This is a genomic window from Paenibacillus sp. sgz302148, from assembly GCF_056120465.1.
The window spans coordinates 1-19,663 of the sequence record NZ_JBVYOJ010000037.1 but is presented as its reverse complement, the minus strand read 5'-3'; the positions used below and the strand labels follow the sequence as shown (position 1 = coordinate 19,663).

At 51.0% G+C, this 19,663-nt stretch carries 12 protein-coding genes, 1 pseudogene and 1 riboswitch; of the genes and pseudogenes, 10 read left to right on the top strand and 3 right to left on the bottom strand.

Going from position 1 to position 19,663, the window contains the following annotated elements; all coding sequences use genetic code 11:
• Nucleotides 1-99: 99 nt before the first annotated feature.
• The 4 genes from AC0LWM_RS31400 to AC0LWM_RS31385 all read left to right on the top strand — a co-directional run bounded on the left by AC0LWM_RS31400 (nucleotide 100) and on the right by AC0LWM_RS31385 (nucleotide 7,594).
• On the top strand, nucleotides 100-2,724 hold the full coding sequence (locus AC0LWM_RS31400; RefSeq protein WP_474678987.1) for a DUF4855 domain-containing protein: 2,625 nt from the start codon (nucleotides 100-102) through the stop codon (nucleotides 2,722-2,724).
• A 197-nt stretch (nucleotides 2,725-2,921) separates the two neighbouring features.
• Complete coding sequence (locus AC0LWM_RS31395; protein WP_474678986.1) at nucleotides 2,922-4,643, top strand: bacteriocin maturation protein; 1,722 nt, start codon at nucleotides 2,922-2,924, stop codon at nucleotides 4,641-4,643.
• Complete coding sequence (locus AC0LWM_RS31390; RefSeq protein ID WP_474678985.1) at nucleotides 4,640-6,574, top strand: TOMM precursor leader peptide-binding protein; 1,935 nt, start codon at nucleotides 4,640-4,642, stop codon at nucleotides 6,572-6,574. Before AC0LWM_RS31395 ends, AC0LWM_RS31390 begins: the two co-directional genes overlap by 4 nt.
• Before the next feature lie 468 nt (nucleotides 6,575-7,042).
• Nucleotides 7,043-7,594, top strand: coding sequence for an RDD family protein (locus AC0LWM_RS31385; protein WP_474678984.1), 552 nt, complete (start codon nucleotides 7,043-7,045; stop codon nucleotides 7,592-7,594).
• Between the two features lie 72 nt (nucleotides 7,595-7,666).
• Here AC0LWM_RS31385 and AC0LWM_RS31380 read toward each other — a convergent pair.
• Nucleotides 7,667-7,918: pseudogene (locus AC0LWM_RS31380) on the bottom strand (transporter); the annotation flags it as partial.
• A 307-nt stretch (nucleotides 7,919-8,225) separates the two neighbouring features.
• On the opposite strand from AC0LWM_RS31380, the gene AC0LWM_RS31375 reads away from it, so the two are divergent.
• Nucleotides 8,226-9,953 carry an RNA polymerase sigma factor gene (locus AC0LWM_RS31375; protein WP_474678983.1) on the top strand — a complete coding sequence of 576 codons (1,728 nt, stop codon included), beginning with the start codon at nucleotides 8,226-8,228 and terminating at the stop codon, nucleotides 9,951-9,953.
• A gap of 12 nt (nucleotides 9,954-9,965) precedes the next feature.
• The gene (locus AC0LWM_RS31370) at nucleotides 9,966-11,090 is read left to right on the top strand and encodes an extracellular solute-binding protein (protein WP_474678982.1); all 1,125 of its coding nucleotides are present in this window, start codon (nucleotides 9,966-9,968) and stop codon (nucleotides 11,088-11,090) included.
• A gap of 15 nt (nucleotides 11,091-11,105) precedes the next feature.
• On the opposite strand, the gene AC0LWM_RS31365 is transcribed toward AC0LWM_RS31370, so the two are convergent.
• Nucleotides 11,106-11,810, bottom strand: coding sequence for a TioE family transcriptional regulator (locus AC0LWM_RS31365; RefSeq protein ID WP_474678981.1), 705 nt, complete (start codon nucleotides 11,808-11,810; stop codon nucleotides 11,106-11,108).
• Between the two features lie 174 nt (nucleotides 11,811-11,984).
• Here AC0LWM_RS31365 and uvrA point away from each other — a divergent pair, with 174 nt between their 5' ends.
• Nucleotides 11,985-14,495: an excinuclease ABC subunit UvrA gene (uvrA, locus tag AC0LWM_RS31360; RefSeq protein WP_474678980.1), complete on the top strand. Its 2,511-nt coding sequence runs from the start codon at nucleotides 11,985-11,987 to the stop codon at nucleotides 14,493-14,495.
• 106 nt (nucleotides 14,496-14,601) lie between these two features.
• Here uvrA and AC0LWM_RS31355 read toward each other — a convergent pair whose 3' ends face one another.
• Complete coding sequence (locus AC0LWM_RS31355) at nucleotides 14,602-15,510, bottom strand: cupredoxin domain-containing protein (RefSeq protein ID WP_474678979.1); 909 nt, start codon at nucleotides 15,508-15,510, stop codon at nucleotides 14,602-14,604.
• 150 nt (nucleotides 15,511-15,660) lie between these two features.
• A riboswitch (cyclic di-AMP (ydaO/yuaA leader) is annotated at nucleotides 15,661-15,793 on the top strand.
• Nucleotide 15,794: 1 nt separating this feature from the next.
• Between AC0LWM_RS31355 and AC0LWM_RS31350 the strand changes: the two genes are divergently transcribed.
• From AC0LWM_RS31350 to AC0LWM_RS31340, 3 genes are all read left to right on the top strand, one after another.
• A complete protein-coding gene (locus tag AC0LWM_RS31350) occupies nucleotides 15,795-16,277 on the top strand; it encodes a C40 family peptidase (protein WP_474678978.1) in 483 nt (160 codons plus the stop codon).
• A gap of 443 nt (nucleotides 16,278-16,720) precedes the next feature.
• Nucleotides 16,721-17,944, top strand: a complete 1,224-nt coding sequence (locus tag AC0LWM_RS31345; protein ID WP_474678977.1) for an amidohydrolase — start codon at nucleotides 16,721-16,723, stop codon at nucleotides 17,942-17,944.
• Between the two features lie 65 nt (nucleotides 17,945-18,009).
• Nucleotides 18,010-19,416 carry an FMN-binding glutamate synthase family protein gene (locus tag AC0LWM_RS31340; protein ID WP_474678976.1) on the top strand — a complete coding sequence of 469 codons (1,407 nt, stop codon included), beginning with the start codon at nucleotides 18,010-18,012 and terminating at the stop codon, nucleotides 19,414-19,416.
• Nucleotides 19,417-19,663: the final 247 nt, after the last annotated feature.

Below are 19,663 nucleotides of genomic sequence, written 5' to 3'. Positions count from 1 at the left end.
TTGACTACCGTCTTGTACGATAATCAAAACAATGTAAGGGCATACATGATATGCTCTCAGCAGGAACCTAGCATTTCATTCATTACGGGAGGGAAATTCATGAAGCGAATCATTAGACAATGGATTGCCGCATTTTTCGCACTCGTCTTGATTATGCAGTTATTGCCGACGGCCCATGCGGCCAAGGAACCGCCCGAATTGCGCAATCTCGCGGCAGGAATCGGCTATTCGTGGTCCGAACAGCCTGAACCCAATTACGGGGATAACGGCAACGAATTGACTGACGGGAAATTCGGTTCGACGGATTTTTTCGACCCGGCATGGGACGGGCATTTGCGTAAATCGACCCGATCCGTCGTGTTCGACTTGGGGGAAAAGAAGTCGATCGCGCGAATTCGGGCTCATTTTCTCCAAGATTCATCCGTCGGCATCGCTTATCCGAACACGGTGTCCATGTATGCGTCAAACGATGGTTCGCAATGGGGGACGCTTGCCCATGTACCGTCACGCAAAACAAGATGGGCACCGGTTCCCGCCGAAACCCAAGATTTTATCTGGGACGGAAGCCAAGACGGAATCGGTCAAAGTCATGCTAACGCTGACATGGCCTATGCGCGTTACGTGAAAGTGACGTTTACGACCGACGTCTTTGTTTTTCTGGATGAAATCGAAATTTGGGGGGCGGACGGCAAGGCGAATAAAGCGAAGCAGGTATCTCCCGATCGTCTCGCTTATCATGAGCCGGGCAAAACGACAAGCGGTATCCGCGATCTCGTCCTGCTAAACAACGGCTTCAATCAAGCCGGAACCGGATACTGGACGAAAAACAACTTAATACCGTACATTAGTTACGTGAACGAGCAAGGAGAACCGGTGGATTGGTTATTCGACGCAATCCTTTATTACGGGGCGCGTTCGCCGGAAGGACGCGACTTCTCGACCGGAGCATCAACGCTGGATGATTGGCGCTGGTACTTGGACAAAACGTTCGCGGATGAAGGCGATCTGAGTCAGCTGAATGATGCGGCGAGCGAAACAGCCGTAAAACTCCGCGATGCGCATCACCAAGTGAAAGTCGTGTTGATGATTCCGAATCCGGGCGATACGTTATCCGATTTCGGCGACGTGGACGGAGACGGCGTTTCGGAAAACTTCAACTCCGCATCGATCGGCGCGGAAGCGGCTTATGCCAACAAGCGCAAAGCGGTTACGTGGTGGATCGAGCAAATCAAGCAAAGATGGAAACAGGAAAAGTATTCGAACCTGAAACTGGCCGGCGTGTATTGGAGCGGCAAAAGCATCAGCACGACCGACCCATTAGACCCGGAATTGATCCGACAGGCGAGCAAGCTCGCACATAAAAAAGATTTGAACATATACTGGCTCCCGAATTTCCAAGCAAACCGGAATTTCGACTGGAAGGAGCTCGGATTCGACGCCGCGCTGCTGGAGCCGAACCATTATGCTTCATCCCCCCAAGTACTGCAGCGGGTTGAGGATGCCGCAGCATTGGCGAAGCAATATCAGATGGGACTCGGGCTGGAATTCGACGAGCGGATCAACACCGATACCGACATGCGGCAGCAATATATCGATTATTTGAACGGCGGCGTAAAGTACGGATATATGAACAATGCTTTTAAAACGTATAACCAAGGCAATACGTCACTGCTCGACAGCGCCAGGAGCGCTGATCCGACGGCCAGACAAAACTATGATTGGATGTATCAATTCGTGAGAGGTACGTATACGATGCCCAAACCATGCTCGAAAAAGCTTGAAGGCCCGGCAGTTCCGGGGGCTTCGCAATATATCGCGAAATGCGGCAACCAGATTACGATCGCTCATAAATATAACGATCAATATGATCTTTGGTTCGTATTCGACCGTTTTGGAGCCAATAAGCTGATCAGCTTCAAAGAATGGCGGCTTTCCGAAAATGCGGAAAGTGACGTAATTCCCGACATGGAACGTCCGTCCACGCTGCTGCTAGGCGACATTTCCGACTGGATCGGCCCATACATCGTGAGGGCGAATGCGAATGGCAACGGAAATTCTTATAGCTTTACGGGAGGCAATCATGCCTATGATGGCGGGGCGAGCGGTTCTCCCACGGCAAAAACCGTATCAATGCGCGTGTGGGCCGACGGCGTGGAAGTTGAAGACGGCAAAGTGATCTCAAGCAATCAAGTGAAGATCCAAGTGGTCAACTTGGTTCAAGGGTACAACACGAAGCTGGAAGACGGCAGCGGCAGAGCCGTACTGAAAGAAACGGTCACGTATGAAATTACGGGCGGCCAAGTTCAGGTGCACAATGAAATCGAAGCGCTGGAAGACGTAACGTTCGAAACGTATTACGGATTGCAGACGGTGAACTACGCCTGGAACGATACGGTACGTTATTATGCGGGAGATCGGGAAGTAGCCGTAAGTCCGGCCAACATGTACAGCGATTCGGGAACAAAAGCTCTGAATCCCGACGTGGACAGCTACCTGCTCAGTTCGGGCGATCAAGGCGGTTTTCACCATCATCTGCGGGTACGGCTCGATCGGCAATACGGTCTTGGACAATTGCACAATCTTGCCGAAGATATGCCCGTTATTTTTACTCAGGATTATGGAAAAACCTATTTCTTGCAGATTAAAGGGACTACGCCGGGATTGAACAAAGGAGAAAAGTTTTTCTGGCAAGGCAGTTACCATTTTTACTCCGAACCTCGTTGAAGCAATGAGCAAGAACATAAAACATGAAACATGAAACATGAACAAGTCGCAAACCTCTGGTCTCCCGTAAGGGCAATCAGAGGTTTTTGGTGATACGGGAGCTCGCGGCTAGCAGTTGTGCGATGTGTAACACATGCGGAGCCCATAACATAATTTAACATTGAAGTTTTTGAGAGTAAAAAGGGGTTGAATAACGAATGCAATCGCCTAATGGGGAACGTGCGCCTGGGGGAGACACGGCAAGATTGCCGGATACTGTACTTGCCAAGTACGCCTCGCAAATCGAATATTTGCATCGTTTCACTCAAGCGGGCCAAGCCCATTTCCAGTCTTACCGACTTGCCAACGTGTTGGCGATCGGATCGGGAACCTTCCTGCTATCCTTAGCGGCCGCATTGCTGGAGTCCGGCTTACCCAAATTTCATGCAGTGATTACGGACGCGGTAACCACCGATAGGGAACGGCTAGCTTATTTGGTAGAACGCGGCCGTAAAACGGATCCTGATACCGCAATCGTCGAGGTTTCTTTTATGAAGGAGAAGGCCGGTTTTTGGCGCGATGCCATAGGACCGTTTGATGCGATATTGTATGTCGCGCAAGGAAGCGAAGTTGATGAATTACGTACGCTTCACGCGCTTTGCCGGGAGGATAAGAAAATCATGCTGCCTGCCCTGCTGTTGCAGAATGTCGGTCTGGCGGGGCCGCTCGTTCATCCGGATTCGGATGGTTGCTGGGAATCGGCTTGGCGCCGTCTGCATCGATCCGTACTTGGAAACAACCAGCAACAAACGCCGAACTCGCCAACCTCTGAAGCGATGCTGGCGAACTTGATCGTATTTGAATTGTTCAAAACATTGACGGGAGCGTCCCAATCCGCCTTGAGCAATAAAATATTCGTGCTTGATTCTCGGAATTGGGAAGGGGACGGACACGCATTTGCGCCGCATCCTCTAGTTAGCAGGCGGGCAGGGGCCGATAGGGTACATCATTTCTCTTCGCGGCTCGAACAATCGGGCGACAGGCAAACAAGCCCATGGTTTGAGTACTTCCTCGGATTAACGTCGGAGACAACCGGCATTTTTCATGTCTGGGGGGAGGGCGACTTAAAACAGCTGCCGCTGTCGCAGTGCCGCATACAATCCGTCGATCCGCTCTCCGAAGGCCCTGCTGAGTTATTACCGGCATTCATTTGTGCCGGATATACGCATGAGGAGGCCAGACGTGAGGCAGGTTTGGCAGGGGTTGAATCGTATGTGTCGAGAATGGCCGAGAAGCTCATCGAATCAGCAGTTATCACTTATCCGGATCAGATTGGCGGCGGCATAGAGGGATCGGAATTTGTTGGCGTTGGGGCGGGGGAATCCTTTGCGGAAGGCGTTAGCCGCGGGTTGGATTCGTATTTGACCGAAGAGCTGAACAAACGACTGGCTCATCAGCGGCCTGCCGTCCGGCATGCAAGGCTGAATGTAGTGGAAGATGAACGCTGCCGGTATTATTTGAAGGCGTTGACTATCCTGCAAGGCGAACCGGCCATTGGTTTGGGTGAGGAAATAGATGGTTTCCCTGTCATATGGGTCGTCTCGAGCGAGAATAGCTTCTGTTGTACTGGGTTGAACGTTACAATGGCGCTGCGCAAAGCGCTAGTGCAAGCGTTGCGGCATATACAGAACGATGAGGCTTATCCGGTGGCGTTAGGTGTTAAGCAGGCATGTATGCCATTCGCTGAACCGGGACCACTCTATCTGGACATTCCCGACGGTGAATCATCCGGAATAACGGAGATTCTAAACGAAGCTTTGCTCGTTTTGAAACGCAATCATAGAAGGATACTCGTATATGAGCTGTTCCTTGACCCGTTCTTGAAGAGGGAGCCGGTTGAGGTATACGGCGTGCTTGTGCGAGAGGAGGTGTCCCCGTGAGTGCGGTCGTATCGGTAATTGGAATAGGCCTGTTAGCTGAACTCGTCCGAGAACGTTTATCCGAGCTTTACAGGATGGATGATCGCAAAAATATCGCTGAAGGCATACCGCCAGATGCCCGTTTGATATTGGTCGTGTGCGACAATTGGCAGTCTTCGTTGTATCTCAATTCGGAAGAGGTGCTGCAGCGGGGGGGAATCCCGTGGCTATGCAGTTTCGTCCTGCATAACGAGGTTGTCGTTGGCCCGCTTGTTCAGCCGGGTATTCCAGGCTGCTCCCAATGCGCGGATTACCGGCGTCATAGCTCCGTGGAGATGCAGGAGCAATATATGCTTCAGTTGATGAATCCAACCGCCAAAGCTCCTGAGACCTGTTTATCACGAACAGGGCTTAGGCAAGCGGTTCATTTGTTAACAGCGGAGGTGCAGCAGGTGATGGAGGGCGGACCGGCTGCTACGGAGCGACATCTGTATATGGTCAATTTGGATACGCTCAAGTGCTCGTACCATTCTTTTGTACCGAATCCGTTATGCCCGATTTGCGGGCGATTGCAGGACGACTCCCCCGAAGCGGCGCGAGTGACCCTTGAGCCGCGCCCAAAGGCGAACGCCGAAAGTTACCGGGGCCAATCCGCCGACAAGTTGAAGGATGTTCTGGCGAGCGATTATTTTGATCCCCGAACGGGTATTTTCGATCAAAAATGGAGTCATCTTGCATCGCCGTTCGCGAACGTAAGCGTTCATATGTCAACGATCATGGGGGAGGAAATAACGGGGGGGCGGACGCATTCCTTTGAGGAAAGCGAATGGATCGCTTTTCTGGAGGGGCTTGAGCGCTACAACGGCATGATGCCTCGCGGCAAGCGAAGCGTAGTGCATGACAGCTTCAGCAATTTGGCGGAACTTGCGCTTGACCCTGTCAAGGTCGGCGTATATTCGCAAGAACAATACGCGATACCTGGCTTTCCTTTCCTGCCGTTCGAACCCGATCGTCCGATCGATTGGGTATGGGGCTATTCGATCATGAATGAGCGACCTATTCTTGTTCCGGAGCAGCTTGCTTACTATAGTTTGGGGCCGGGGAACGGGTTTGTCCAAGAAACCTCCAACGGCTGTGCATTGGGTGGCAGCTTGGAAGAAGCGATATTGTTCGGAATATTGGAGGTAGTCGAACGGGATTCGTTCCTCATGACCTGGTACGCCAAGCTCCCGGTACCGCGACTTGATCCCGCTACCGCGAATGATCCGGAATTGTCGCTGATGATCGAGCGTTTGCGGATAGTTTCCGGATACGACCTACAGTTGTTCAATACGACAATGGAGAACGGGATTCCAAGCATATGGGCTCTAGCGAAAAACAGGAAAGCGGCCGGAGCGAATCTTATTTGCGCGGCCGGAGCTCATTTGGATCCAATTCGAGCGGCGAAGGGGGCGGTTCACGAGCTGGCCAACACGCTGCAGATGCTTCAGGCGACATACGAGGAAAACCGGGAAGATGCAGAGCAAATGTACCGCGACTCTTCCCTGGTACGGCAGATGAGCGATCATGCTTTGCTCTACGCGTTGCCGGAAGCCGAGGAAAGACTTGATTTTCTGTTGGTTGGGACCGGGCCGCTCCGTTCATTTGATGAACAATTCAAGCCTAAGGCGAAGCATGGCGATCTGACCGATGATCTGAAGGATGTTTTGCGAACGTTCCGCCGATTGAACCTGGATGTCATCGTTGTGAATCAGACATCGCCCGAGGCGTCGCGCAATGGACTTCATTGCGTTAAAGTACTCATTCCGGGCATGCTGCCAATGGCGTTCGGACACGAGCTAACCCGTTTGACCGGTCTGAAGCGGGTTTTCGACGTACCGGCTCAGCTTGGGTATGTGAAGCAGCCGCTAACAGAGGAACAGCTTAATCCATATCCGCACCCGTTTCCATGAACAAATTTCAGGGAGCAACTGTCCTTATCGTACTCTTTCCTACTTGATGAATTTGACGGAAGTCAATAACCTATACACATCTGGATGAGTCGTCGTATAATACATCATCCCAAGTATGAGGAGGAGAAAAAATGGGCTTAGGATTCGGAGGTTCTTGCGGTTCCTGCGGACTGTTTACCAGCGTTGGAGTCATTCTCGTACTCTTTATTTTGCTGGTCATCGTTAGCCGTTCATTTATTTAACAAATGACGAGTAGCAGCGCATTTTTCTCAACTTACTCTAGCGCAACTCAATTATAGCGAATGAACGTGCAGCACAACAAAAAACGGGAGTCAGGGCTTATCGCCTTGGCTCCTGTTTTTCATTATGAAAGGAATGTCCTAGTGTGGAGGCTTAAGCTTTTTATGCCAGACGGCAGGATGTTGTACAAGAAGAACGAATATACAAATAGTAACAGTTAGGAGGGAGTTGAGGACAATCCAGGCCCAGATTAACCCCCATTCCATGCGGGTTCCGATCGGCATCCGCTTGCTTGCTTTTTTGTGGGATTATTTGATCATTTCAGGGTATCTTTTGCTGCTGGTCGGTATCTCGTTTATTGCGCGTCCGCTGTTGATTCCGCTATTCACGAAAGACCCGATGACCGCGGAGCTTACCGGTTTTTTGTTCATTACGCTGCCGGTCTATCTTTATTTTGCCATTAGTGAAGGGTCACCGGCCAGGGCGACATGGGGGAAACGAAAGATGGGGATTGTGGTGGAAAATAGGCAGGGAGGACCGATTTCAATCGGCCGCTCTTTATTTCGTTCCGCGCTCAAATTCATCCCCTGGGAGCTTGCTCATTTTACGATTTGGCACGTTGTCATCCCTTCCGGCTATCCCGATGAATCGATCTATGCTTTATTTGGGGTGGTCTATGGTCTAGTGTTCATCTATATGATCAGCCCATTATGGAACACAAGAAGGCAAACGCTCTACGACTCTATCGCGAGAACTGTAGTCATCTATAAGAATCGATAATACCTGGTACATAATATTTTATAGCATGTCCTAAATTGAACTTGAACAGAAGCCGGCTCATATCGAGTCGGCTTATACGCATGTAAACGAGCTGATATTATTTAAACTCACACCAAATATGACCCAAAACCTTCCCGTCCATCGGAACCCGGTAACCGAGACGCGTCCGACAAACGTAGGGTAAAACCAATATCGGCTCCCGTTTGTTTGCCATATAAACGTATTTCGAAACAAACAACGCGAAATCGAATGGGGGTCAACGGCAAAAGGCATGACTTGGGGTTCAAATGCCGGAGGAGGGGCTGTTGGCCCTTGTTGTCCAGGTGGTGGAAATGCCATTAGGTGAGCTCCTTTCCTATCTAGGCTGATATAATGTATGACAGGATCGATTTATTTGATTGTGCGGATGCCTAGAGGATAGGAGTTTGATTGTGGAGTAGCCTGCTGCGGCAGCTACTCCGCTTTTTTTATCAAGCAGACTACAATGAAGGAAACCCATAGGGCACCTCGAAATAGTAGTAGAATTTGTTATAGAGCAATTAGAAAAAATAAATCTCTTCTCTTTGTTAAGTGATCGTTACGATATGGCATCTAATACATTAGCGTCGGAAAGGGAAGGGGGGACATTGAAATGGAAAAGAAGATAGAGCTTATCGTTGCGGATGAAACGACGGAGCATGAAATGGCCGGCCGCGCGCTTTCGGGCGATACGGAAGCGTTCGGGGAGCTGATTCAGCGGCATCGGGAGAAAGCGTTTCGCTTAGCGAAGACAATGACCGGGGACGATTGGCTGGCGGAAGACATCGTTCAGGAAGCGTTGATCAAAGCGTTCCTGCACGTCGGTAAGCTCGTCGACCCGAATCGTTTCGGAGGATGGTTCAAACAAATCATCCGTAACGAGACTTATATGAAGCTGCGACGCGGAGGCCCGTATTCCAAGGAGAGGCCGCTGACAAGCTATGCTTCGTTCGACATTGACGATACAAGCGCGCAAGGCAGCAGCGATGATCTCGAGAAACTGCTGCATCGGTTGGATACAGCTGCGGAGAAACGCGGCTCCGATAACGATCCGATACAGCATCTGCTTCGCAAGGACTCGATTCGGTTGATCCGTTCGTTGCTGCACTGCTTAAATGAGCGGGAACGAGGCATCTTTGAAGCGTATTTTTTCATGAATTGCTCGGCGGAAGAAATATCGGCATTGTTCAACACGACGACGGGAAGCGTGCATACTTATTTGCACCGTTCCAAAAGAAAGCTGCAAGACGTTGTGATGCGGGAACATCACAATTGGATGGCCGACACCAAGCCGTCGCCGCAAAATAGAAGGATGCTGGCCGCTCCGGTCGGGAAACCGGAATCCGAGATCACCTTCATCGATCGGCTGTGCAAAATGATGCAAAGCCGAGGCGAGCAGGCGACGGTTACGGATTGGATGGGACGCAGCGGTTTTGCCTTTCGCTTGAAAATATCGCAGAAAACGACGTATGCCGACGGCGTCTTCGTGTTCGATTGGAAGCAAGAGCTGACTCGTCTGCTGCTGGATTACGGATATGAGCCCGATTTTCTGGCCGGTCAGCTCGAAGGCTTGCCGATACCGCTTCACCCGGTGGCGATGCTTTATGACGTTATCCCTTACGATGTGGACACGGTTATGGCTTTTGTTCGCCATTCGATCGATCGGGGCAGTCCTGTGCTATTTTTCGATACGTATGTGGAGCGCCCCTTCGTTCATGAGTGGAATTTGATTTATGGCTACGATGACTTCAACCGAACGGTTGAACTGACTGATGTCCTCCCGCCCTATCGCAAAACGCTGCATGTTGAACAACTGGCTGCGTCGCCCTTACAGTTGCTTTGTTCAATACGAAAAACGAATCGCCCGGCAATTCGACCGGAACCGTTTCAAGCGATCAAATCCATGATCCGGTTCGCCAGGGAAGGGGACGGTTTCCGAGGCGATAACGTGCATACTTGCTATGCCCTGGGGCTTGACGCTTACGCTGCATGGATTCGCCACTTGAAGACCGGTCCGCGGCTCGCTAATTCGTACGGTCATCGTTACTTGGCTTCGGTATACGCGAACGCAAGGGCTTTTGCCGGAAAGTATGTCCGTTCGATCGAGATCGCAGGTTTTGCGGAGGAAATATTGGAGAAGGCGGCGGCTTACTTTGATCAATCGGCAAGTTTGCTTCGTCAAGTCAGTGCAATGAATCCGCTGCAGGATGCAACCGGAGCGAATTGGACAAAGGACATTCTTGATGAAACGACGATACTGCTCGACGCAGCCAGGCAAGCGGAGGATCGCGCCATCGAAATGCTGGAAAGCATTTGCGCGATGATGAATCCAATCCAATAACAGGAGGAACTCATGGATACCATTCAATTGACAATCATTACGCAAGCTAATGGAGAAGGACTGCAAGCGCTATTAAACAACGTCGAACGATTCGAAGCGAAGCGGCCGGATGCCCGCGTTCAGATCGAACAGGCTAACGGAAATTATGAGGTGCTCGAACGGATGAAAAGCAGCGAGCCCGGTGATCTCATCCATATGTCGGAAAGCGTGTTCGGTCCCTATTTACGCGATGGTCTTATTATCGATTTGATGCCTTATCTTAAGCAAGATGCGGAGATCTCTCCAGAGGACTTGTATCGAGGCGCATTAGCGGGGCCATCGTTCGATGGGAAACTGGCGGCTCTCCCTATGGATATTGCTCTGCCGTTCATCTTCTACCGCAAGAGCGCGTTTGCCGAAGCCGGCATTCCGGAACCGACGAACGACTGGACATTGGAGCAATTTAGGGAGACGGCATTGTTGCTGACGAAAAAACAACAATATGGATTTCGTATCCATATCGATATCGAATGGTTGGAGCCGTTCGTATTACGGGGAGGCGGCGCATATCTCTCCCCTGACGGCTCCACTGCGCAAGGGTACGTGAACGGCGAAGCGACTGTGGCGGCGATTCAGGAAATCGTCGATTGGTTCCGGCTGCACAAAATTACGCCGATGCCGGGCGACGCGGCGAATGTCGCTTTTAGCGACCGCTTTGCGATGGTCTTTGATTTTTCTTGGTGCATTCCGTATGTTCATCATAACCACCCCGGCGAATACGGAGCCGTCGGACTGCCTCATATGAAAGGCGGCCGCGATACGAACATGATGTATATGGGCGGATACGGCATTTCCTCCAAGTGCGGGCATCGTGACGCTGCATGGGCGCTGCTTAAGGAGCTTTGCGTTCCGCAGACAGGCAATCCGCTCAGTCAGCTGCCGGCTTCCAAATCAGCGGCCAGTCGGTTAGGCGCGGAAAAGGATCCCTTGATGCAACGTGCGCTTGCAGAACTTGATAAAGCGACGCAAAGCGCTTTTTACTTGAACCAAAAATGGAATGCCAACCGGCAAATCGTCAATCAAGACCTTAGGTTATTGATTGAAGAGGGAGCGGATGTGAGGATGACGCTGGACAAGTGGGCAACATTAATCGGATAATGCCCGGCAAATAACTCAAATAAGCTCCAACGCATTACATAGCTCTACCAGCTGGTGAACGCCGCGAAACTGATGCCGGATGCGCTCGTGGATGCTGAGGATCGCCTCTTCCGTCACTTTTTTCGCGTGCTCGATGCTTTGATGTTCGACAGCCTGGACGATTTCTTTCATGCTTTTTAAAAAATAGACGTTCTTGCGCAATGTGCGGATTAGCAATATTTTTCGAATGTCGGTTGGCGTGTACAGCCGGTAGCCGTTATCCGGATGGCGCATTGGCGTGAGCAAATCTTCTTTTTCCCAATGGCGAATGGCTGAAGTTGCGACACCCGTAAATGCCGCAGCTTCGCCTATCGTCATGGGGTTTTTTGGTTTTTTATTCGTCATGGATGACAATTCGAGATTTTGCAGCAGGTCAAGGGTTTGGTCCGCAGCGATTTTTTCCTGCTGAAGGTTCGCCTGTTCCTTATTGATGAGCCAAAAGGCGCCGTCCATGTCCGCATTCTGAATGCTGCGCAGAACCTCGCAGGTGACCGAAACTCCAAACCCGGGGAACATGGCGCGCAGGCAGCGGAAATAAGCCAAATGCACTTTCGTAAAAAGGCGGTATCCATTGTTCGCGCGAGCGGGGGCGGGAACGACTCCCCATGATTCATAATGACGTAACGCGCTCGTACTGATCTGAAGCTCTCTCGCAATCTCGATCGGCTTGAAGTATTCCATTGCCGGCCTCCTCCAAGGTTTTGGTTCGAACTGATCTTTTACATATAAGATTAAAGCTCCATGCTAAGGTTGGCAATAGCAGATAATTTATAATCCGGACCTATTCTTATAAAACCTTAGCACTTGCATGCATGTTATATAATAAGGTTGATTTTCCAAATAGGAGGAGTGCGGATGAGAGATTGGATTCAGATTAAGGGCGCTTACGAGAATAATTTGAAACATGTTTCGCTGAACATCCCGAAGTACAAGCTGGTTGTTTTAACCGGACCGTCAGGCTCGGGCAAGTCGACGCTTGCGATGGATACGCTGCAGCGGGAATGCCAACGTCAATACATGGAGTCGATGGGGATGGTGTCGGACTCCATCAACAAGCCGAAGGTGGACGCGATCGTCGGATTATCCCCCTCGATCAGCGTGGGCCAGCACGTTACGAACCGCAATCCGCGCTCGACGGTAGGTACGGTGACGGATATTTATACGTATTTGAGAGCGATATTTGCAAGGGCGGGTCATCGTCCATGCCCGTCGTGTGGAGTTATCGTTCCGCCACCGCCGGCAACCGGGGCGTCGCATTTCAGCATTTCCGACGAGGATGAGCACCAGTCGTGGGTCCAATGCCTGCACTGCAGCGCATCGATTGAAAAGCTGACCATGTCGCATTTCTCTTTCAATAAACCGGAGGGCGCATGCGAAACATGCTCCGGTCTCGGCAATGTCGCGACGTTGCGCATGGAGGCCGTATTCAATGAAGAGAGAAGCTTGCGCGATGGCGGAGCGCCTTTCTTGTACGACGCCATGGTCGAATATTATGCCAACATCTTGAAAGCGGCCGGCAAGCACTATGGATTTACGTTCGATCTCGATTTGCCGATCAAAAACTATCCTCAGCCGCAAAAAGACTTATTGTTCTACGGCGCCGAAAGCGAAGAGTTCACGCGGCATTATCCTGGCGTAAAGCCGCCGAAAACCGTTACCGCCGGCAAGTTTGAAGGCATCGTAACCGGAATATGGCGACGTTACAAGGAGAAAGGCGGGGAGGCCGAAAGCGGAATGAACGCGGCGGATCTGTTCCATCAACAGCAATGTCCGGATTGCCATGGCGCAAAGCTGAAGGAGACAAGCCGTTCCGTGCGAGTCGGCGATGCGGCGATTCACGAGATTGCGGATTGGCCGCTTGAGGATGTCTTGTCTTGGGTGTCTCGCGTGAAGATAGAGCTATCGGCCGAGAGTCTCGAGCTGCTCGAAACGATTGTAACGGATGAAATCCCATCCCGCCTGAAACGGATTCTCGATGTCGGCCTCGGTTATTTATCGCTGAACCGGCAGTCGGTCACGTTATCGGGGGGCGAAGCCCAACGTCTGCGCCTGGCATCGCTGCTTGGCTCCGGTTTGACGGGCGTGTTGTATATATTGGACGAACCGACTGCGGGGCTCCATCCGAGAGATACGGCGGGACTGATCCAGGTCCTCAAGCAGCTGCGTGATTTAGGCAACACGGTGCTCGTGATCGAACACGACGTTGAGATGATGCGCGCGGCGGACCACGTCATCGATATGGGACCCGGTGCGGGGAATACGGGCGGCCGGGTCGTCGGCGAAGGGACGCTGGAGGATCTGATGGCAGCCGCGGAGTCCGTGACCGGTTCGTACTTGCGTGAAGAAGCCGATTACAAGGTCAAGCGATTCCGGCGCCAAGGCATTGGCCGCTCTTTGACGGTTCGCAACGCTTATGCCCGAAACCTGAAGAACGTCACGGTATCTTTCCCGCTCGGATGCCTTGTGTCGATCACCGGTGTATCCGGGTCCGGTAAATCGACGCTGCTCTTCGACCTTCTGGCCGAAGGGGCGAATAACAACTTGCGGCCGGAAGGCTGCAGCGGGATCGAAGGCACGGAGGATGTCGGCAACTGGATTACGGTCGACCAATCGCCGCTCGGACGGATGCAGCGGTCGAACGTGGCGACGTATACCGACATCTTCACCGCGATGCGAAACTTGTTTGCCAGTTTGCCGGAAGCGAAGCGGCGTAAGCTTACGTCCAAGCATTTCTCCTTCAATACGCCGGGCGGCCGCTGCGAGAGCTGTCAAGGACTCGGCGTGCTGACGATGAACATGCATTTTCTGCCGGATATCGAAGTCCGATGCCCGTCATGCAAAGGCCGCCGTTTCCAGGAGGAGGTTTTGAGCATCAAGTATGAAGGCTATTCCATCTCCGATCTGCTGGATATGACGGTTCAGGAGAGCTTGGCCGTATTCGAAGGAAACGACAAGTTGGCGGATATGATCCGTTTGCTAAGCGAGGTCGGCTTAGGCTACCTCCATTGGGGGCAATCGGTGAGGACCTTATCGGGCGGAGAGGGCCAACGGTTAAGATTAGCTAAGGAGCTCGGCAAAAAATCAAAGAAGCATACGCTGTATTTATTGGACGAACCAACGACCGGCTTGCATCCCGCCGATGTGCGCCAACTGACGCTGCTTCTGGATAAGCTGGTGGACGCAGGCAATTCCGTAATTGTCGTCGAGCATAATATGGAGCTCATTCGGGAATCCGATTGGATGATCGACATCGGCCCTGAAGGCGGAGAAGGCGGCGGCACGGTCGTTGCGGAAGGAACGCCGGAGCAAGTAGCGAAGGTAAGGGAGTCATACACGGGAAGGTATTTGCGGGAAGCGCTTGGCTAGTCGATATCGAACGATGCGGATCAAAAAGCTTACCCTGAGTCGGGGTAAGCTTTTTTTCATATCGGCCATCAGTAGGCTAAGAGAAGCCGTCTCATTTTCTCATTCGTTAAGGCTTTGAAACCTGGATGGATGCCGTCATGCCGGCTTCCTTATGACCCGGCAAAGTGCAGATCACTTGATAATAGCCTGCTTTGTCGAAACTAACGGCCATGCTGTTCTTCTCCCCGGGTGCCGCGTGAATATGTACGTTTGTCCCGACGATTTCGAAGTCATGCTCCGCTTGGCCTGTATTTTCGAGTGTAATTTTGATTTTCTGGCCAACCGCAGCGCGGATAGATGTTGGTGAAAAAGAATATTCCGTAGCTTTAACAACAAGCTCTTCATCCACATGATGCGAAGCATCAGAGTGGTTCGATGAATGATCGTGAACGTGCCCAGACTGCCCGGTAGATTGCTCCGGAGGCGAAGAAGGCCGACCAAGATCCGAAGTTGGATGAATTGGAATGAATGTTGTGGAAATTAGAGACAACAAAATAAACAAAAACATAAAAATGGGCCTGGAAAAGAGAATTGACTTTTGCTTCAGAAAATCGCTTGTGACTTCCCCCTGCAGCATGAGAAATAACAAAAAAATAGCTCCGACGCAAAGAATGGATAGGATTCTAACCGTATTCCCCGCGAAGGAAGGAGGCATCATCACCATCAGCATCGTGCCCATCATACCTCCCATAATACCCGATAATAACCCGTCTAATATGGCTATCATACTAATAGGCGCCCCGGCTATGACCCCGATTGCACCCCCGATCAGCATGCTGAGAACCGTTGATTGAAAAAATAGGCCAGGTAACCATAAGGCAAACAAAACGCCTAGACCCAATCCAACTGTCATTCCTATCGTCATGGCAGCCATCATGCCGGCCATAACGGGCAACTGCTTACGAAAAGCAATGATAAAGCCTGTAATCCACACCGAAAGAATACCGTACAAGCTGCTATATATTACACTTCCCATGGTACTATGCCCCCTCACCCTATTAGTAATACAATATGGCTTGACCTACAAATATATGAATCGCTTGTTCATGATTTAAATTCGTCAAATTTGTGACATGGGCAGGAAAAAATCAACAAAAGTCGAACTTTGTAGACTGGCAGATTTTATTACATCATTTTGCCGAATCCCCGATAGGGGAGCGGGGGAACCATAACGGGTGAATTGGTCTCGATTCAGAGTGGCCATAGGGAACTTCCAACCGAACCCTCAGCTAACCTCGCAGGCATAGGAAGGAGACACCGTTGAAGAAAAAAGTATTCACGATTTTGCTAGGCACTGCCATGCTGTTCACCGTTCAAGCCGGAACCGTTTTTGCGGACGACTCGAAACTGGAACACGCGGTGAATGAAGTGCTGAACACCCCGTACAAATGGGGCGGCACGACAACGGCCGGTTTTGACTGCTCCGGCTTCATCTTGCATATTTTTAATCAATTCAACACGGAATTGCCGCGAACTTCGAAAACACAAGCCGACGTTGGCATAGAAGTTTCGAAGGATGAGCTTCAAGCCGGGGATCTTGTATTTTTTAATACGGACGGCAAAGGAATCTCGCATGCGGGAGTATATTTGGGGGACGGGAAATTTGCGCATTCCTCAAGTTCGAAGGGCGTCAGCATCAGCAAGCTTAGCGATACATATTACTCCAAACGGTATGTTACAGCAAGAAGGGTTGTTCAGGGCGAAGATTATGCGGCAATGATCAGCGATGAACACGAAAAGTAGGGCTGAGTCCATATCAGCCAAGAAGAGCCGGTTATTAGATATTGTCTAATACCGGCTCTTCTTCTTGCTCCGTACTTTTGACGGATGATGATGGTTGACTTGAAATGGATTTCATAAATTAACATGGAACAATGAAGTAAAATCGAATGCGAAAGATGCGGGCGTTGATTTTGGTTTGGCATTGTGGGGATGTAAAGATCATGAGCGCATACCGGCAAAATATAAGTTTGCGAAGCCTCAGGATATAATAAAGCTAAGCCATAATACGATCAAGGATTGAAAACCCGCGGTAGTGAATGGGCGAATAAAGCGCATGTCGAGTCTCAGGAATGAGGCTCTTTCTTTGTATATGCAGATCGTATGCTTATCTAATTTTATAAATATTTTGCATATAATCATTTCCATGCTAGCATGGGGAATGACGACAGAAAGGACGTGTTAAGATGAACTCGACGTATTGGCTTACAAATGCCCGCTTGGAGACAGGATACCGCAAGAGAGATGGAGTGATAGCAGGAACGGATACGGAATTGTTCCATTTGCTCATAGAGGACGGAGTGATTAAAAAAATCGTATCTGCGGATCAGCCTGTTGATGGCAGGTTGCCGAAGAAGGATGCCAAACAATATTTAGTGCTTCCTTCTTTCATCGAAAAACATTGCCACTTGGACAAAACTTTACTCGGCGACCGCTGGAGAGCCGTCACGCCGGTGAGTTCGATATTCGAACGTCTCGCGGAAGAAAAAGAAGTGCTCCCGAATTTACCTACTTCGACTCACGAACGTGCAGTCAACTATTTGGAAGCCTCTTTGCGGGCTGGAGCTACTCATATTCGCACGCATGTCGATATTTATCCGGAAGTCGGACTTGCCAATCTGGAAGAGGTCCAACAAGCGCAGCAGCTGTTTGAAGGGAAGCTGTCCTATGAAATTGTCGCTTTCCCGCAGCATGGGTTATTGCGATCGGAAGCGGGCGATTTGACAAGGGAAGCGGTTCGCAGAGGGGCGACCATTGTCGGAGGCGTAGATCCGGCTACCGTCGATGGGGATATGGAAAGATCGCTGCAGCAAATGATGGAGATTGCCGTGGAAGGGAATGCCGGCGTCGATTTACACCTGCATGATGCCGATCAAGTCGGAATTGCTACCATCAAGCGATTAGCCGAGCTTACCCGGGAAGCTAGTCTTCAAGGAAAAGTCGCCGTCAGCCATGCATTCAGCCTGGGGGATATTCCGTCCGATCAAGCCGCCGAAATGGCCGATATGCTGGCGGAGGCCGGGATCACCATTATTACTAGCGTGCCGCTTGCCCGCAAATTCCCGCCTGTTCGCTTATTGCACGATCATGGCGTATCCGTCGCCGTCGGGTGCGATAATGTGTTCGATGTATGGTCTCCGTATGGCAATGGAGACATATTAGAGCGAGCAGGGCGGCTGGGGGAAATTTCGAGATGGGTAGATGAACGCTCCTTGGCGCGAACGCTTGGGTTTATTACTGGGGGCAAGACGCCGCTTGATGAAGAAGGACGGCGGGTTTGGCCTAAACCCGGCGATGAAGCAAGCATTGTGTTTGTTGACGCGACTTGTTCCGCAGAAACGATCGCAAGAAGATCAACACGCATCGCCACCATGTATAAAGGAAATATCGTTGCCGGCTCGTTGGAGTAGGTCAAGGATGCAATCGACCATTCGAGGGAATAATAGGCGGGATTTCATGAAACGAGGTACATCACATGGAAAACCGATGGATCATGATGATTCTGGAGTCTTTCGCCGGGGCTGTCGCTGCCTTTTTGTTTACGTGGATATTCATGTTTAAGGTTTCCAGGCCTCTGATCAAATGGGGTATTGGCCGTTTTACAAAACAGCTCATGAACGAGCGCTATGCGTCGAATATTTGGGAAATCGTCACGGCATTAACCCGAGTAAGCCCGATCAAAACCGTCGAAAACAGCTTGCGTGCTTCATCAGGCTCGATTATCGAAAGACCGTTTGGCAGCCACAAAAAATATTTGCATTTCGACGGACTGGTTTTTTCGCCTGCCCAGCTTGCAACTTTTCCTTCTCATGAAGACGTGGAGATCGACGTCACCGTTACGATCGGCCCCAAAGCGAAAAAACCTTTGACCTTGTCGATTCCTTTGATGGCGGCGGCGATGGGGTACGGCATCGGAGTAAGCGAAAAGGTAAAAATCGCGATAGCGAGAGGAACGGCGGCCGTAGGAACATCGACCAATACGGGGGAAGGCGGATTTTTGCCGGAAGAAAGGGCGAATGCCAAATATTTGATTTTGCAATACAATACGGGATATTGGTCGAAAACTCCGGAAATTCTGAGGCAAGCCGATGCCATCGAAATCCATTTCGGGCGCGGTGCTGTTGCGGGAACGGCAACCGTTATTCCTGCGAAAGAATTACAAGGCAGGGTGCGGGAGATCATGCAGCTGCCCGACAATGATGACCCGCTAGTTGTTCCGGCGCGCCACCGGGAAATCCATAAACCGGAGGACTTAAGAACGCTGGTAAACCATCTTCGAGAAGTGACCGGCGGCGTTCCGATCGGTGTCAAGCTGTGTCCCAGCGCGATACTGGAACAGGATCTGGACATCGCCATTCAGGCCGGCGTTGATTTTGTCAGCCTCGACGGAGGCCAAGGGGGAACCAAGGCGTCGGCTCCTTTATTGCAAGACGATTACGGTCTACCCACGATTTTTGCGCTTACGCGCGCGATTCATCATCTCGAGCGAAGAGGCGTCAAAAAATCGATCAGTCTACTGACGGGCGGGGGATACAAAACGCCGGGAGAATGCCTGAAAGCGTTGGCGCTTGGAGCCGACGCCGTGTATATGGGAACAGCGGTGTTATGGGCGATGACCCACGATCAAGTCGGGAAGGTTGTTCCATGGGAGCCTCCGACACAGCTCACTTATTACTCGGGGAGCCACGCGGATGAATTTAATGTGGAGGACGGCGCGAACATGTTGCAAAACTTCTTCATTTCGTATACGGAAGAAATGAAATTGGCAATTCGCGCGCTCGGAAAACGCTCATTAAGCCAAGTGAACGCATCCGACCTCGTTGCATTGAATGAGAGGACGGCCAAAGTAACCAAGGTGCCTTTAGCGTGGAAGTCGCGATAATCGCGGCTTTTTTTTTGCGATAAAGAAAGTTAAGTTCGATAAAGCGTTAAAGCGAAAGATAACTTTCTTTACCAAGAAAAGCTTCCTTTTACGCAGGGTCATTCATCGTGGAAAGGGCTCCGAATAGGAGCTTTTCTTTTTTTGCGCGCCTAGCCAAGCTAGACGCAACTAGCCGGTGCAAGTCCGGCCGAGGTAGGAGCCAAGTCGCCTCGTAGCTGACAGGCAACTGGTGAAGAGATTCTAAGGT

Excerpts from the sequence above, each read along its gene's own strand:
- AC0LWM_RS31395 (WP_474678986.1), top strand. The coding sequence starts at position 2,922 with ATGCAATCGCCTAATGGGGAACGTGCGCCTGGGGGAGACACGGCAAGA.
- AC0LWM_RS31375 (WP_474678983.1), top strand. The coding sequence starts at position 8,226 with ATGGAAAAGAAGATAGAGCTTATCGTTGCGGATGAAACGACGGAGCAT.
- AC0LWM_RS31370 (WP_474678982.1), top strand. The coding sequence starts at position 9,966 with ATGGATACCATTCAATTGACAATCATTACGCAAGCTAATGGAGAAGGA.
- AC0LWM_RS31365 (WP_474678981.1), bottom strand. The coding sequence starts at position 11,810 with ATGGAATACTTCAAGCCGATCGAGATTGCGAGAGAGCTTCAGATCAGT.
- AC0LWM_RS31355 (WP_474678979.1), bottom strand. The coding sequence starts at position 15,510 with ATGGGAAGTGTAATATATAGCAGCTTGTACGGTATTCTTTCGGTGTGG.
- AC0LWM_RS31345 (WP_474678977.1), top strand. The coding sequence starts at position 16,721 with ATGAACTCGACGTATTGGCTTACAAATGCCCGCTTGGAGACAGGATAC.
- AC0LWM_RS31340 (WP_474678976.1), top strand. The coding sequence starts at position 18,010 with ATGGAAAACCGATGGATCATGATGATTCTGGAGTCTTTCGCCGGGGCT.
- uvrA (WP_474678980.1), top strand. The coding sequence starts at position 11,985 with ATGAGAGATTGGATTCAGATTAAGGGCGCTTACGAGAATAATTTGAAA.
- AC0LWM_RS31400 (WP_474678987.1), top strand. The coding sequence starts at position 100 with ATGAAGCGAATCATTAGACAATGGATTGCCGCATTTTTCGCACTCGTC.